The organism is Bacteroides graminisolvens (assembly GCF_963666085.1).
In the GTDB taxonomy this organism is placed as follows: Bacteria; Bacteroidota; Bacteroidia; order Bacteroidales; family Bacteroidaceae; genus Bacteroides; species Bacteroides graminisolvens.
The window spans coordinates 928,818-943,649 of sequence record NZ_OY762556.1 but is presented as its reverse complement, the minus strand read 5'-3'; the positions used below and the strand labels follow the sequence as shown (position 1 = coordinate 943,649).

The 14,832-nt window shown below is 41.0% G+C and carries 11 protein-coding genes and 1 pseudogene; 3 read left to right on the top strand and 9 right to left on the bottom strand.

Annotation, left to right across the window (positions count from 1 at the left end):
* Positions 1 to 64: 64 nt before the first annotated feature.
* The 4 genes and pseudogenes from ACKPCE_RS03835 to ACKPCE_RS03820 all read right to left on the bottom strand — a co-directional run bounded on the left by ACKPCE_RS03835 (position 65) and on the right by ACKPCE_RS03820 (position 4,387).
* Positions 65 to 649 (bottom strand): hypothetical protein, encoded by a 585-nt coding sequence (locus ACKPCE_RS03835; RefSeq protein ID WP_319504252.1) that lies wholly within the window; start codon positions 647 to 649, stop codon positions 65 to 67.
* A 23-nt stretch (positions 650 to 672) separates the two neighbouring features.
* Entirely contained in the window at positions 673 to 1,110 is a 438-nt protein-coding gene (locus ACKPCE_RS03830) for a hypothetical protein (RefSeq protein ID WP_319504251.1), read from the bottom strand.
* A gap of 55 nt (positions 1,111 to 1,165) precedes the next feature.
* Positions 1,166 to 2,326: pseudogene (locus ACKPCE_RS03825) on the bottom strand (IS4 family transposase).
* A gap of 477 nt (positions 2,327 to 2,803) precedes the next feature.
* Complete coding sequence (locus tag ACKPCE_RS03820) at positions 2,804 to 4,387, bottom strand: hypothetical protein (protein WP_319504250.1); 1,584 nt, start codon at positions 4,385 to 4,387, stop codon at positions 2,804 to 2,806.
* A gap of 576 nt (positions 4,388 to 4,963) precedes the next feature.
* Here ACKPCE_RS03820 and chrA point away from each other — a divergent pair.
* From chrA to ACKPCE_RS03805, 3 genes are all read left to right on the top strand, one after another.
* Positions 4,964 to 6,088 carry a chromate efflux transporter gene (gene chrA, locus ACKPCE_RS03815; protein WP_319504249.1) on the top strand — a complete coding sequence of 375 codons (1,125 nt, stop codon included), beginning with the start codon at positions 4,964 to 4,966 and terminating at the stop codon, positions 6,086 to 6,088.
* A gap of 123 nt (positions 6,089 to 6,211) precedes the next feature.
* Positions 6,212 to 9,013 (top strand): TonB-dependent receptor, encoded by a 2,802-nt coding sequence (locus ACKPCE_RS03810; RefSeq protein ID WP_319504248.1) that lies wholly within the window; start codon positions 6,212 to 6,214, stop codon positions 9,011 to 9,013.
* Between the two features lie 80 nt (positions 9,014 to 9,093).
* On the top strand, positions 9,094 to 9,594 hold the full coding sequence (locus ACKPCE_RS03805; protein WP_319504247.1) for a GNAT family N-acetyltransferase: 501 nt from the start codon (positions 9,094 to 9,096) through the stop codon (positions 9,592 to 9,594).
* A gap of 80 nt (positions 9,595 to 9,674) precedes the next feature.
* Here the strand turns inward: ACKPCE_RS03805 and uxuA are convergent, their stop codons facing one another.
* Genes uxuA through ACKPCE_RS03780 form a run of 5 tightly spaced genes read right to left on the bottom strand, consistent with a single transcriptional unit; the run spans position 9,675 to position 14,814 of the window.
* The gene (uxuA, locus tag ACKPCE_RS03800) at positions 9,675 to 10,865 is read right to left on the bottom strand and encodes a mannonate dehydratase (RefSeq protein WP_319504246.1); all 1,191 of its coding nucleotides are present in this window, start codon (positions 10,863 to 10,865) and stop codon (positions 9,675 to 9,677) included.
* Positions 10,866 to 10,885: 20 nt separating this feature from the next.
* A complete protein-coding gene (locus ACKPCE_RS03795; RefSeq protein WP_319504245.1) occupies positions 10,886 to 11,698 on the bottom strand; it encodes an SDR family oxidoreductase in 813 nt (270 codons plus the stop codon).
* A 42-nt stretch (positions 11,699 to 11,740) separates the two neighbouring features.
* Positions 11,741 to 12,361, bottom strand: coding sequence for a WbqC family protein (locus ACKPCE_RS03790; protein WP_319504244.1), 621 nt, complete (start codon positions 12,359 to 12,361; stop codon positions 11,741 to 11,743).
* 16 nt (positions 12,362 to 12,377) lie between these two features.
* Entirely contained in the window at positions 12,378 to 13,322 is a 945-nt protein-coding gene (gene lepB / locus ACKPCE_RS03785; RefSeq protein ID WP_319505917.1) for a signal peptidase I, read from the bottom strand.
* A 7-nt stretch (positions 13,323 to 13,329) separates the two neighbouring features.
* Positions 13,330 to 14,814, bottom strand: a complete 1,485-nt coding sequence (locus ACKPCE_RS03780; protein ID WP_319504243.1) for a S26 family signal peptidase — start codon at positions 14,812 to 14,814, stop codon at positions 13,330 to 13,332.
* Positions 14,815 to 14,832: the final 18 nt, after the last annotated feature.

Genomic DNA, 14,832 nt, shown 5'->3' with positions numbered 1-14,832 from the left:
CATTGGATAGCCCCTTGCTTTATTGGTTAAATCTAGTGTTTTTAAACAGCAAGAATATATGTAGTTAATAGTCTGTTGCACAAAATTCTCCTTTTAATATAATTTTTTCACTTCCTCCTTCTTCTTTAACTAGAGAATCGAACTCAAATTCAACAGTTCCTTTGTACCACTGCTCTTCTTTATTATATTCAACCAACTTAAAATTTCCAGAACCATAACTTATATTATTTGTCCCAGAAATTGATAAGTATACATAATCTTTCAATATTGGTTTTGTATCCATGTTCCAAACCGGATATGGTTCTTCTAATTTAGAAACGAAGTAAGTTTCTCCTATTTTCAAAGGCTCTTTTAGATAAAGGGTAAAACTTAAAAAATAAGCAGGTTTATCACCGCTCTTGTCCTTCGGATACATAGTGGTATAAAAATGATATGTTGTAGTTGATTCGCTTGCGGTGATAGTCAGCACAGGCTCGTTTTTGCTTTCAAATGAAAAAGTGGGATTGGGAGTTTTATATTGTTCTCCATTTAACTCACACCTAAAATAAATCAGAGACCAATCATCTTTATCACAGCAGGTAAACACAAAAGAAAAACTTGCAATAAAAAAACAGGTGATACAATTTGTGATGTTAAATTTCCTTTTCATAATGGTTATATAGTGATTTTATACTAATAAGTTCTTCTTAAAAATAGATACCTTGTGTATAATCCTGTTTCTAAGTCTCTAACTAATACCAGATTGTTTTTATCTTTCTCAGTTACTAACCAGCCATCACCTAATATAGTTGCTGCATTACCTGCTTCATTAGTCATTATCAAACTCTTTTTATCTACCGAATATATCATGTATTCGGTTATATTGAACTCTTCCGACTCATTACTGAATATCGTGAATAAGCCCCTATTTCTGGAGGTAAAAGAAAATCCGATATTGCATCTCTCGTTTATTCTGCCGTCCTTTTCTTTTATAATATACTGTCCTTTCCAGGAAGATTGATTAAGATAATCTACATCCAATTCTAAGTTATTATTGGCATTATCATCATCACTACAAGCGATAAAAGAACCGCATAATAATACACAAACTAAAAAACTAATTAATCTCATAACACGAAATTTATTAAATATTAATTTTCATAAGTGTCCACTAAAAAGTGGACACTTAAAAAATAAATAAATTCGGTTCACTAAAACCGCTTCGTTCTTTGTCATTTTTGAAATTAGCTTTGTTGAAGAGATCCGACAAAAGAGCTTTATCTGTAAGTGATATGCCAAGGATTTGAAGGACTTCGTATGTAGACCTGTCGAGCTTTAAGTCATATTGGACAATTGCCACAAGACAATAGGCTATGATTGCTGAGTATATCTGTATTCTGCCGCATTTTCTGTGTCTCCCCAGAACTTCTTAATCTTGAGATACTGTTTGAACCATTTAAAGAATAACTCAACCTGTCATCTTTTTTGTATAATTCTGCGACTTGCAAAGGTGATAGCTCCATCGCATTAGTAAGAAATGTAAATCGACGTTTCTGTTCTTTATCCCAGTAGCAAACTTTGCGTATCAGATCCGGATAGGCTTTAGAACTGTTATATACAGTCAGTTCTCCAATAGCATCAGACAATACATTTTCCGGTAACCGACGTTTCCAACGTTTGGCTTTAAACTGTAGGTTTGACTTTGCCCTAACAACAAAATAAGAGCCAATGTTCTCAATCTGAAAAAGGCTTTTGAAGTGGTTGTATCCTCTGTCAAATATATAATAAGCACCTGTTTCGTAAGGGATTTCATCCATAATCTTACTGTCATGTACTGCTGCTGTTGTTATATGAAAGAAGGTCGGAATCTGTGTTTCTATATCATATAATGTATGCACTTTAATACCTCCTTTACGCTTACGGAACTTAGCCCACCAGAAAACACTCAAACAAAGGTCAATGGTTGTAGAGTCAAAGGCGTACACATTTCCACCAAGTTTGAATATGTCTGTTTTACGCTTGCTTCCTGCTTGTTCGACCATATAATAGGCATATGCCTCAAAAATGTGGTAATCACGATTTTGGTTAGCTTTGCCAAATTACTTCTGGTTATATGCTTACCAAGACCTAAGTGATAGGTTTTACCCTGATGCGCTTCTAATGCAACGATAAGGTCGCGCAAACTCTCTCGGTTTGACAACTGGCCAAACATTAAAGCTAGGAGTTGATTCCAACAAGTAAAGTGCTTCACAGACTTGTCACCACCATATTTACGCACAAGGTAGTTAAAGTGATTTCTATCCAAAAATGTGGTCAACTGGGCAGAAACATATTTGTCTTGAAACATATGCAGTACTATTTAACCTGCAAAGGTACAAGTTCAAGTCCGTTGACTCAATTTCTTGCGACAACTAGCTAATTATCAAATGTTTCAAAGAACTATGGCACTTTTTTAGTGGACACTAATGATTAATTTTATAAACCAATGATAGTATATCGTTGATAAAGAGTAGTCATATTATTAATAAATAAATCTATTTTTTTTCGCACCCTCGCACGCAGCATTCTCTGCAAAAATAACGCCCACATTAAGAGTAATAAAAGAGCAGAATATTACCGTTGATAAAATCCATTTTTTCATATTATTTTGAATTATAATTTAGACACTCCACAAAGCTAAACCTAAACTATAAAGAAAACAATACGCAAAAGGAGTGATATAGCTTTTTGGGCTATATTAAAATTTATAAAACTCTGATTATTAGTGAATTAAGATAAATAAGATATAAGCTTGATATAGCTTTTAAAAGATTAATCTGGAGCTTTATTTATAAGAAACGCGAATAGTTTCATCTAGAAAATGAGGAATATTTCCTTTAGAAGGAATCTGAAGTTTCTTCCGAATAGCAGAACGCTTCATCTGGATCGTATTGATACTTTGTCCCATTATGATGCTAATCTCTGAACTGGAAAATTGAGTATATGTAAGACAGCAAATGCGAAATTCATCTTCTTCTAAAAGAGGGAATCTTTCTCTCAAGAGATCAAAAAAGCCATTGTGAAGATCATTCATCACTCTATATAGTCGCTCCCAGTTAAGGGTATCCTGACCATAAACTATCTCATTAAATTTGCGAAGCAACAGCTTACTTCGATTGCTATCACCTTGCCGGATGTAGTTTTCCAAAGAAGCCGTTTTTTTTAATATTTCAAACTGCTCTAGTAGGGCATTTCTAAAAGTTATTTCTTTTTCACTATAGCTTTTTGCCATATTAAGAAGATGATAAATTTTTTGTTCTGCCTCTAATTCATGTCTTTTGCTTAACGTGTATTTTCGATAATAAAACAAGAATCCGGCCAAGAGAACAATAATCCCCAAAGATGAATACAGCAATATCCGTTGTTTTTGCAACGTCAAAGTGATATTTTCATTCTTCAACTGTTCAAATCGATATTTTTTCTGCATATTGAGTAATGCAGCACCTTCATTATCACCAATTATATTTATCACACAATCAGTATATTTCTTATTCTGCTCCAACGCTTTTTCGTAATTCCCACTACGTTCTTCAAGTAACGACCAAGATTCATAGATATTTGCTAATACTGCGTTATCCTTTTCATCTTTTTGTGACCTGATAGCTTCATGCAAATACCCTTTTGCAGAATCAACTTTTGATTCTAAGCTCAATATATTAGCTAGCTTTGCGTAAATAATAGATTTCTTTTCTTCTGCAATGTTTGGTAAACATTCTAATAAATAGGCTTTGGCTTGTTTGTACTTTTTGAGATTAGAATAGAATAAACTGATGCTTTGCTTTATGTCAGAAACAAGCCCCCTGTCGTTGCATTTATCAGCTACATCAAGTGCCTTGAATGAATAATAAAAAGAGCTATCAATCTTCTCTTCAACATAAAAGGCACTCCCTATGGATAGATAGGTAATAGCCACATTTTTATAATTATTGGATTGAAGAAAGTAACCTAATGCTTTTTGATACCTAGGTAAAGCTTGCTTACTTAAGAACCGGTATATCAAAACCTCTCCCATCCCGCTTTGTATTAATCCCTTCAAATTTATATTATCAGAAGACGAAGCATATTTTTCGGCCTCTAAATAATGGTATAATGCACGATCATAACGAGTTTGTTCCGTACTTACACGACCACAATAATAGGCAGCCATGGCAGCATTAGGATAGTCTTTCTTCTGCAAATAATAGTTTTTGACGCCCCAAATAGCCGTATCTGAAGTTATGTCTTTGTAACTTTTATCTTTAGCTTGTAGTTCAAGGAGCATGTAACGGTTATATTGACGTTTGTTTAGATTGGTTGGATAAACCAATGAGTCGAGCAGGTTCAATGCGCTATCGGGATGTTGTTCAACAAGTCGTTCAACAACGTCCATCGTTTTATCTATTTTTCTTCCGGATGAAGAGGAACAGGAAGAAAACAGAAACATAATACCACAAGTGATAAACAGTGTAAATGCCTTGAATGCTGACATAATAGTTTTGTTTTAGATAGTAGATGCACAAATATAGTCTTTTTATTGCATACAGTGCAATTCATTTGGTTTGCTGGTTGCAAAACTTTTTGTAGACCCGGGTGTAGGGCATTTGTACACCCGGAACTACAGACCATGTACATGGGGGTGTACAAACTGTGTACATCCGGGTGGAGACGAAAATTGCTCACCAGCAAAATAAATCGCAGAAGCATGCTGATTATAAAGCTTATATATAGGAGCTAAATAGAGATATGATCGTAAGGAATCACTACCAAAAAAGTTGGTGACACTTGGTGATACTTGGTGAGGCTTTTTTTTAGTAAAGTATCACACATAAAAAGCTGATAATCAGGTTTCTGCAAGGTTGGTGATACTTGGTGATACTTTTTTTCATGCATTTTATGAGGCGGAGTGATTCAAACAATCAATCGTTATCACATGTTGTTATAGTCATAACGCTGTGTTTTGCAATCTATGGATAAGGTATCTGATAAAGGACGACTAAGAGAGATAGCCGGTTTGTTTCTTAAACTGGGGTTCCTTTCATTTGGCGGACCTGCTGCTCACATCGCAATGATGGAAGCGGAAGTTGTGAAGAAGCGTAAGTGGATGGATGCTGATCATTTTCTTGATCTGATTGGTGCTACCAATTTGATTCCGGGTCCTAACTCCACAGAGATGGCCATGCATTGCGGACACGAACGTGCCGGCTTGAGGGGGCTTGTTGTGGCGGGAGTGGCGTTTATTTTTCCGGCAGTTTTAATCACTTCTCTATTTGCCTGGCTGTATGTTACTTATGGACAGCTTCCTGAGGCGGAACCGTTTATCTATGGCATTAAACCGGCGGTTGTGGCAATTATAGCTTCGGCAGTTATCACTTTAGGCAAAAAGGCTTTAAAGGCTAAAGAATTGTATGTACTGGGGGCTTTGTGTGTGGTGTTATCATTAGTGGGTGTCAATGAAATCTTGGCTTTGTTCTTAACTGGTGTTCTGGCTTTATTGCTTTATTTTTTCAAGCAACGAAGCAGCGGCGTTTTTCCTGTTTTACTGATGCCGTTGACTACCGGGGGAGTTACTGCCGACAGCTTGCGTGTGTTTCTGATCTTTCTGAAAGTGGGTGCTTTGTTGTATGGCAGTGGCTATGTGTTGTTTGCCTTTCTTGATGCGGAATTGGTGGCTACCGGTTTGATGAGCCGAACTGAGTTGATGGATGCGGTAGCCGTAGGGCAATTTACCCCCGGGCCGGTCTTGTCGACCGCTACTTTTGTGGGTTGGATTCTTCAAGGGCCTGAGGGGGCCTTATTAGCTACAATCGGTATTTTCCTCCCTTCTTTCTTGTTGGTTGCTTTGCTCAATCCTTTGATTCCCCGAATGAGGAAATGGAAACCGGTATCGGCCTTTCTCGATGGAGTCAACGTGGGTTCCGTGGCTGTTATTCTGGCGGTTTGCTTGCAAATGGGCTTTGAGGCGGTTACCGACTGGCGAACTACTCTTATCTTTTTGCTAGGACTTCTGGTTGTTTTCTTCTTTAAAAAAGTGAATAGTGCATGGCTGGTTATTAGCGGATCGGCGTTGGGATTGCTCCTTTTTCCCTATTAAATACTATTAACATGTTATAAAATTACCATAAACATGTTATAGATGCTTTATGCTATACCTTTTACTTTTGCAACATGGAAAGTTGATAAGTAATTAATGATATTCAGTAAAGGTAAAAGGATTATGAAAAAAAGGAATGTAAGATTGGGAAGAGTGCTTCTATTAGCAGCTCTGTTTTTTCTGGGGATAGGCATCGGCACTGCAAAAGCGCAGCAAGTAAAGGTGCAAGGGAAGGTATCTGATGCCAATGGCTCCTTAGTAGGTGGCTCTGTGTTGGTTGAGGGAACGGCGACCGGTGGAATAACAAATGCCGACGGTGAATTTCAACTCTCCCTGAACCCGGGTAAATATACATTAAGAGCAAGTTTTGTAGGTTATTCAACACAAAAGAAAACCATTCAGGTACTGGCAGGAAAGCCTTTGAAGGTAGACTTTGTTCTCAATGAGTTACTGGAACTGGATGAAGTGGTTGTGCTGGGTTCACGCGCGGCGCCGCGGTCCAGACTGGAGACGGCTGTAGCTGTTGATGTAATCGATACGAAATTGCTGAAGGATATACCGCAAGTGAATTTAAACCAGATCTTGCATTACCTGGCGCCTTCTTTTAATTCAAGTACACAGACTATAAGTGACGGAACAGACCACATTGATCCGGCTTCGTTAAGGGGACTAGGACCCGATCAGGTGTTGGTTCTTATCAATGGGAAAAGAAGGCATACCACGTCACTGATTAATATAAACGGAACGGCTGGTAAGGGTTCTGTTGGAACCGATTTGAATGCCATACCGACTTCTGCCATCAAGCGTATCGAAATTCTGCGCGATGGGGCGGCGGCACAATATGGTTCTGATGCTATAGCGGGTGTCATTAATATTATATTGGAAGATAATACGGAACAGCTCCGTTCCAATCTTACTACGGGCGGGTATCTATCAAAGAACTCTGAGAACACGGTCGACGGGGAGTCTGTACAGGCTAATGTGAACTTCGGATTGCCCGTTGGAAAGAAGGGGGGCTTTATCAATCTGGCGGGTTCGTATGATTTCCGTAATCCCACAAACCGACAGAAGGAGTTTACCGGATCTATATTCCTCGATTACAACCGCCCCGATTTGTATCCCAATCCTACGGGAGTTGATATTACCGAAGAGGAACTGGTCAGACAGGGTAAAACGCGTGCCGATTATGTATCTCGCGTTGGGCAATCGAAGAACAGGGGAGGTGCCTTGTTTGTGAATAGTGTTTTGCCTGTAGCCGAAAATGCGGAGGTCTATTTCTTTGGGGGACTTAATTTCCGGAACGGTGAGTCTGCGGCATTCCGTCGTCAGCCGGCTCAGCTTACGCAAAACATTGCAAGCATCTATCCCGATGGCTTTTTGCCTTTGATCAATACGGATAATTCGGATCGCTCGTTGTCGGCCGGTATTCGTGGAAAACGAGGCAAGTGGAATATTGATTTCTCTAATACGCTCGGACAGAATGCCATTGATTTCAAGACAACAAACTCGCTGAATGCTTCGCTGCTTGCGGCTTCTCCAACGTCTTTTGAGGCTGGCGGATATAGTTTCCTCCAGAATACAACCAATTTTGATGTCAACAGAGTTTTTGATGTGTGGAGTGGCATTAACTTAGCTTTTGGTGCCGAACATCGTTACGAGAAGTATCAGATTGTAGCCGGTACAGAGGATTCGTATCGTGATTATGGAAGGGCGCTGGTGATTGGAGAGGATGCTAATGGTGATGATATACTCTTGCCCGACGTAAACGGAAATGTTTCTACTTTATTTGCTGCTAACGGAAAGGCATACGCCGGTGGGGCACAGGCTTTTCCCGGTTTCCGACCGGAGAATGCTGTTAATGCTACACGTTCATCGGTGGCGGTTTATACGGATGCTGAGCTGAACTTTTCTGATTCATGGTTGCTTACCGGTGCGCTTCGGTTTGAAAATTACTCTGATTTTGGTTCAACCCTCAACTGGAAAACTTCTTTGCGCTATAAGTTAAATGATAACTGGGCTCTGCGCGGTGCTGCGAGTACCGGATTCCGTGCGCCTTCTCTTCACCAGCGTTATTTTAGTGCCACTTCGAGTGTGTTTACTGACGGAGAGATCATACAATCGGGTACTTTCCGCAACGACAGTCGTGTGGCTAAGTTGTTGGGAATTCCTGAATTGAAAGAAGAAACTTCGCAGAACTACAGTTTGGGTTTTACCGGTAGTTTGGGAGCATTTAAGCTGACCGTTGATGGTTATTATATTAAGATTGATAATCGTGTTATTTACACAGGTCAGTTTAAAGGAAGCAATGCTGCCGATGCTACGGATCAGGATCGCGAAATTTATAACTTGCTGGATCAGGCGGGAGCTTCAACGGCTCGTTTCTTTGCCAATGCCATTGATACGGAGACTAAGGGGGTAGATGTAGTGCTTTCGCATCAGACTTCCTTATTCGGCGGTACACTCCGTTCTGATTTATCGGGTTCGTACGTTAAAACAGCCATTATAGGTGATGCACACACTTCTGATTTGCTGGCTGGCAAAGAATCTATTTATCTGGATCATGCCAGCAGGGTGTATATTGAGTCTGTTACGCCTCGGATCAAAGCCAATCTTTCATTGAACTATAACCTGGGCCGCTGGAATGTGTTCTTGAGAAATGTGTATTTTGGTGAGGTCGAAGCTGCCACCAATACGGTTGCCGATTATCAAACGTACGATCCTAAGATTATTACCGATTTAAGTACTAGCTATGCTTTTACAAAGAGCTTAAGGGTGACTGTCGGTGCTAATAATCTGTTTGATGTGTATCCTGATAAAAACAAAGGAAGTAATGTGGGAGCCGGGTATTTTATCTATTCCCGTACCGGCCAGCAGTTTGGTTTCAACGGTCGTTATGTATTTGGCAGATTGTCTCTGACATTATAAAGCTTATTTGTTTCTTTATGATCTTAAATCCCTTATCTTTGTGACAATCTTTATGTTGTTCATTAAATTAGGTTGTCATTATGGTAATAAGGAAAGCGAACCCGGATGATGCGAGTGCTTTATGTCGTATTTATAATCATTATGTAGTGCATACGGCTGTAACGTTCGAAACGAATCCGGTGTCGGAAGCAGAAATGGGGCAACGTGTCCTTGAGGTGCAAAATGAAAATTTACCGTACTTCGTGCTTGAAGTTGAGGGTAGAGTGGTGGGCTACTATTATGTTCATAAATGGAAAAACAGATGTGCGTATTCGTCAACCAAAGAGGTAACGGTGTATTTGGATAAAGAGTATGTGGGAAAAGGGTTAGGGTCCCTACTTTATGAGCACATGTTACAGCAGATTGATCTTGAACAAACGCATGTATTGATAGCAGGAATCTGTATCCCCAATGACGGTAGTGTACGTTTGCACGAGAAATTTGGGTTTGTTCAGGTTTCCACCATGAAGGAAGTCGGACGTAAGTTTGATGAATGGCGTGATGTAGGACATTGGATGCTTACGCTTGGAAAAACGATATAAAACAAAAAAGAACTTGTCACATCCATTACGGAAGATGGCAAGTTCTTTTTTATACTACGCTGTTACTCGTTCTCTACCGATTATAGTAAAGTCGATTTGGCAATACCCATTTCTAAACCTCTGAGTTCAGCAAGTCCTCTGAGTCTTCCGATACAAGAATAACCCGGATTGGTTTTCTTCTTTAAATCATCAACCATTTGGTGCCCGTGATCCGGACGCATGGGGATGGATACTTGTCTGCGCTGCTGAAGCTCCAGGAATGCTTTCATGACATGGTACATGTCAACATCACCTTCCAGGTGGTTGGCTTCGAAGAAGTTTCCTTCTTCATCGCGTTGTGTACTGCGGAAATGCACGAAGTTAATCCGGTCTCCGAAAGTCTTCATCATGCCTTCCAAGTCATTGCTGCTGCTTACTCCTAAAGAACCTGTGCAAAGGCATAGTCCGTTGGATGCATTGGGTACTGCATCAATCAACGCCTGAAAATCATTTGCCGAACTCATGATACGGGGTAATCCAAGTATTGAACAAGGAGGATCGTCGGGGTGAATAACCAGCTTAACTCCGGCTTCGTCGGCTACAGGAGCTACCTCTTTTAAGAAATGAATGAGATTGGACCGCAGTTGCGTTGCGTCAATGTCTTTGTATCTGTCGAGCTCTTGCTGAAACTGTTCCAGCGTGAAGCTTTCTTCTGAACCGGGTAAACCTGCGATCATGTTTCGGATGAGCAGTTGTTTGTCATCCTCCGTCATTTGTTCCAAACGAGCTTTGGCTTTAGCCTTTTCGGCATCGCTGTAGTCGGCTTCTGCACCGGGACGCTTCAGCAGGAAAAGATCAAAAGCCACGAATGCATCCCGTTCAAAACGAAGTGCACGCGAGCCGTCGGGTAATTCGTAGGCTAAGTCTGTACGTGTCCAGTCGAGTACAGGCATGAAGTTGTACGTTACAATGTTGATGCCGCACTTACCGAGATTGCGTATGCTTTCCTTGTAATTCTCTATATAGGTCTTAAAATTACCTGTTTGAGTTTTTATGTGCTCGTGCACGGGAACGCTTTCAACAACAGACCACACCAAACCTACCGATTCAATGAGTTCCTTTCGTTTGGTAATTTCCTCTACTGTCCACACTTCACCGTTGCGAATGTGATGCAAGGCCGTAACAATTCCCGTTGCACCGGCTTGCTTAATGTCCCACAGGCTAACGGGGTCATTCGGACCGTACCAGCGCCATGTTTGTTCGCTCAGGTATAATTGTTTTTTGTTTTCCATTTCTTTCCTTGTTATTGAATTTACATAGCAAAAGCATTGAATCCTCCGTCAACAACGGCTACTGTTCCTGTTACGAAGTTCGATGCATCGCTGATGAGGTATTGTATGGTTCCGCACAATTCTTCCGCACGTCCCATGCGGCCGTAAGGAGTTTGACGAATTACCGCTTCTCCGCGGGCAGTATAGCTACCATCGGGGTTAGTCAGCAGGTTTCTGTTTTGTTCGGTCAGGAAGAAGCCCGGAGCAATAGCGTTTACACGTATTCCTTCGCCGAATTTCACTGCAATCTCAGTTGCCATAAATTGCGTAAAGTTTGAGATGCCTGCTTTGGCAGCTGCGTATCCTGCAACACGAGTGATAGGGCGGAATGAGGCCATGGAAGCAAAGTTAACGATGCATCCGGCTTTTTGCTCAACCATGGGTTTGAGGAATACTTGTGTTGGAAGCACAGTTCCAGTGAGGTTGAGATCAACCACTTTCTGGAATTCATCTATTTTAAGATCAAAGAATGTGGCATCGGGTGCAATAACTGCTCCGGCAATGTTGCCACCGGCTGCATTAAGAAGTGCATCTACCCGTCCGTACGCTTTTAAAATATCGGCGAGATTTTGTTCCAAGACTTCACGATTCAATACATCGGTTACTAGAAACATGGCTTCACCACCTTGGGCTTTAATCTCGTTTACAATTTGGTTGCCTACTTCGGCTTTGCGTCCTAAAATAACTACTTTAGCCCCTTCTTCGGCTAAATGGTTGGCTATAGCTTTTCCCAGAACTCCGGTTCCTCCGGTAATCACTACAACTCTGTCTTTTACACTAAATAAATTTGCCATGATTTGATAATATAGTTAATTGATTTTTAATTCATTTATAGATTACAGAACCAAAACACTCTCCGGTCCCATATTAAATAATAAGTCGATAACGCTCAGGTTAGGCAAAAAACCGTGCCTGCTTTCAAATACCTGATAGTAAGGTTTGGGAAGGAAGTCCTTGTCAACTTCCGTATAATCTTTCTTCGGATGAACCACTTCTCTGTAGTCGGCCTCATCCGGTAGAAAGTCGGTATGGTAAGAAGCGGTGTGCTCTACTACAGGACTGATATCCATTAGCTCACAGATCTTACAGCGTAATTCTTCGTTGAAATCGGCTAAAAAAGTATATTTGTTCTCGTAAAACGGGCGCAAATCATCTTTATAGTATTCAAAGAAAGGGGTGTTGTTATAGGCCGATTCTATGGCATTCCAATGCAAATGCCGCCAGTTGCCGTGATCGGATATGCGGATGTCTTTCATGGCACACTTGGGCGTGTCGGGTCTTATGATAGGCACCGACAAAGATAATACCCCTTCGGGACCTGCAATATTGCACCGGTTCCTATAGGTTTGTTTGACGTAATGATCGTGCTGCTCTATGTAGATCTTATCGTACGCTTTCAGTTTGCTGTAATATTCTACAGGTGCCAAATAGGCTGAACTAAGATATATTGTTTTCATGATGCTTGTTTTACGATTACCTCACTGCCGAAAAAATACGATTCCACCGGTATCCTTTGAATAAGCCTTTTCCCTTTTCTTTGGAAAACCAGATGAACGATGCCTTTCCAATAACGTGATCTTTCGGTACAAAACCAAACATACGTGAATCTTCCAGGTTGATGGAGTTATTGCTTGCCATCCAATAATAATCTTTTGTGAAGTAGCAATGCTGTGTGGGTTTGCCGTTAATGTAAAGGGTGTCTCCTTTTATATCCACTTGTTTGCCTTCATGCAGAACCAGTGTGTTACGCAATAATACGGCATTCCATCGGGTAACTTTAATAACAGACCCTTTTCGGGGTATGGGTAGCCGGTAGGTTAGTTGATGACTGTCTTCATTACTTGCCAGCGGACGTACCCAGTTGGTTCCGCTGATGGCTTGCCCCAAAAGATAGTATTCGTATCGGCTGAAGCTTCTGACGTGCATCTTCTTGCTTTGCCCCAATAACTTGCTGGGGGCAATTGATAAGACCGAAATCAACGAATCCATCGAATTTTCTTTTTCGGGCGGATAAGCATATAGCAACTTCTCATCGGGTATGACTCCCTGACTTGTCCTGATAGGGTGAAAGAAGGAATCAAGTAAGAGGGTATCGCCCGGTATTCCGACACAGCGATTGATGAAAACCTTTCTGTTACTCCATACTTTTTCTTGGGGTTGAGCCGGATTGTTGAATACTACAAAGTCGCCTACAGCAATAGGCTTCTCAAGTATGCGGTGATAAGAAAACCATTGCATGAATGGCATACGCAATCCGTAACTCCACTTATTAACAAGAATATGATCTCCTTGATAGAGGGCGTTCTCCATGCCCGAAGAGGGAATAAGGAAGGAACCGAACACAAAGGTCCGGAACAACAATACGGCGATTATTGCTCCCGCAAATGCTAGTATCCACTTTCCTCCCTTTAGTTTCATCTTGCTGTTAATGAACCCACTTAAATATTCTGTTCCATCGTATCTTTCCATCGAACCATCCACGGTCCTTATCTAATGAAAGCCATACTACAATGGGCTTACCAACCACATGATCTTCGGGAACAAAACCCCAATAGCGTGAGTCGGCCGAATTATGACGATTGTCGCCCATCATCCAGTAGTAATCCATTTTAAAGGTATACCGGTTGGTTTTAACTCCATTGATGTAAAGTCCGTCTGCTTTCTTCTCCAGCTTGTTGCCTTCATACGCTACAATGCATCGTTCGTAAATAGGCAGATTCTTTTCGGTCAGTGTAATGCTTGTTCCTTTTGCCGGTATCCATATCGGTCCGTAATTGTTTCTGTTCCACTTGGTGTTCATGTTCAATGGGTACAGCTGTCCGGCATAATCCTCTGATTCCATGATTATTTTATGAATCAGCTTCTTGTTAGCCGCAAATGTGTTGAACATTTGTTTGGTTAGCGGGAAATGATAAACCGGACAAAGGCGTCCTTCGGCAGTTCTGCCGTCCAGTCCCATAGCAACTAGTGCGGGCTCAGAAGCCTGATCAATGTTGAACATAACCTGATCGTCTTTGCTGATACCCATCTCGCGCAACATATCATCGGATATGTAAGAGCCTGTGGTTTGCACAAAGTAGTTAAACTGCACACCTTCGGGATCGGGAGATATCTTGTTGTTGATGTAAACCTGACCGTTCACTATCTTCAGTGTATCACCCGGTAAGCCGAGGCAACGTTTTACGTAATTCTCTCGGCGGTCTACCGGTCGGATCACAACCTCACCGTACTTGGCCGGATTGGAGAGTATCATTTTACGTCCGGCAGCATAATACAGATCATAAATCATGGATTGCTCTTTGAAAGAGATACTGTCCATGTTTACATTGGCCGGGTACATGCTCTTGCCTTCCTGATAAGCCAGCGTGTAGAAATCAGTTTGCTGGTAGTTCAGTGCAACCGTATCTCCGGCAGGAAAGTTAAATACCACAATATCATTGTGTTTCACTTTGCCTAAACCTTTCACCCTTTTATATGACCATTGAGGCCATTCAATGTACGATTTGCAATTCAATACGGGCAACGTATGCTGAGCCAAAGGCATGGATAGGGGCGTATTGGGTACCCGTGGTCCGTAGCTGACTTTGCTTACATACAGAAAATCGCCTACTAACAATGACTTCTCCAGAGAAGATGACGGAATTTGGTAATTCTGAAACACGTAATTATTCACAAAGTAAACGGCTACTAAAGCGAAAACGATGGCATCTACCCAGCTCATGATGCTGCGTACCATTTCATTCTTAGAATTCCGCCAGAATGTCCAGGGAATCTTTTTGGTAATGTATATGTCAAAGATGAAAGGAACGAAAAGAAGTCCCCACCAGCTTTTAACCCAAATAAGAAACAGAAGGTAAAGTACAATTGCTATGCAGCACTTTAGCCATTGACGGGGTGTACGTTTATCCATGGTGAATTGCTTTTAGTT

What these genes read in the sequence shown, in the direction of transcription:
- ACKPCE_RS03835 (WP_319504252.1), bottom strand. Translation starts at nt 649, where the DNA reads ATGAAAAGGAAATTTAACATCACAAATTGTATCACCTGTTTTTTTATT.
- ACKPCE_RS03830 (WP_319504251.1), bottom strand. Translation starts at nt 1,110, where the DNA reads ATGAGATTAATTAGTTTTTTAGTTTGTGTATTATTATGCGGTTCTTTT.
- ACKPCE_RS03820 (WP_319504250.1), bottom strand. Translation starts at nt 4,387, where the DNA reads ATGGACGTTGTTGAACGACTTGTTGAACAACATCCCGATAGCGCATTG.
- chrA (WP_319504249.1), top strand. Translation starts at nt 4,964, where the DNA reads ATGGATAAGGTATCTGATAAAGGACGACTAAGAGAGATAGCCGGTTTG.
- ACKPCE_RS03810 (WP_319504248.1), top strand. Translation starts at nt 6,212, where the DNA reads ATGAAAAAAAGGAATGTAAGATTGGGAAGAGTGCTTCTATTAGCAGCT.
- ACKPCE_RS03805 (WP_319504247.1), top strand. Translation starts at nt 9,094, where the DNA reads ATGGTAATAAGGAAAGCGAACCCGGATGATGCGAGTGCTTTATGTCGT.
- uxuA (WP_319504246.1), bottom strand. Translation starts at nt 10,865, where the DNA reads ATGGAAAACAAAAAACAATTATACCTGAGCGAACAAACATGGCGCTGG.
- ACKPCE_RS03795 (WP_319504245.1), bottom strand. Translation starts at nt 11,698, where the DNA reads ATGGCAAATTTATTTAGTGTAAAAGACAGAGTTGTAGTGATTACCGGA.
- ACKPCE_RS03790 (WP_319504244.1), bottom strand. Translation starts at nt 12,361, where the DNA reads ATGAAAACAATATATCTTAGTTCAGCCTATTTGGCACCTGTAGAATAT.
- lepB (WP_319505917.1), bottom strand. Translation starts at nt 13,322, where the DNA reads ATGAAACTAAAGGGAGGAAAGTGGATACTAGCATTTGCGGGAGCAATA.
- ACKPCE_RS03780 (WP_319504243.1), bottom strand. Translation starts at nt 14,814, where the DNA reads ATGGATAAACGTACACCCCGTCAATGGCTAAAGTGCTGCATAGCAATT.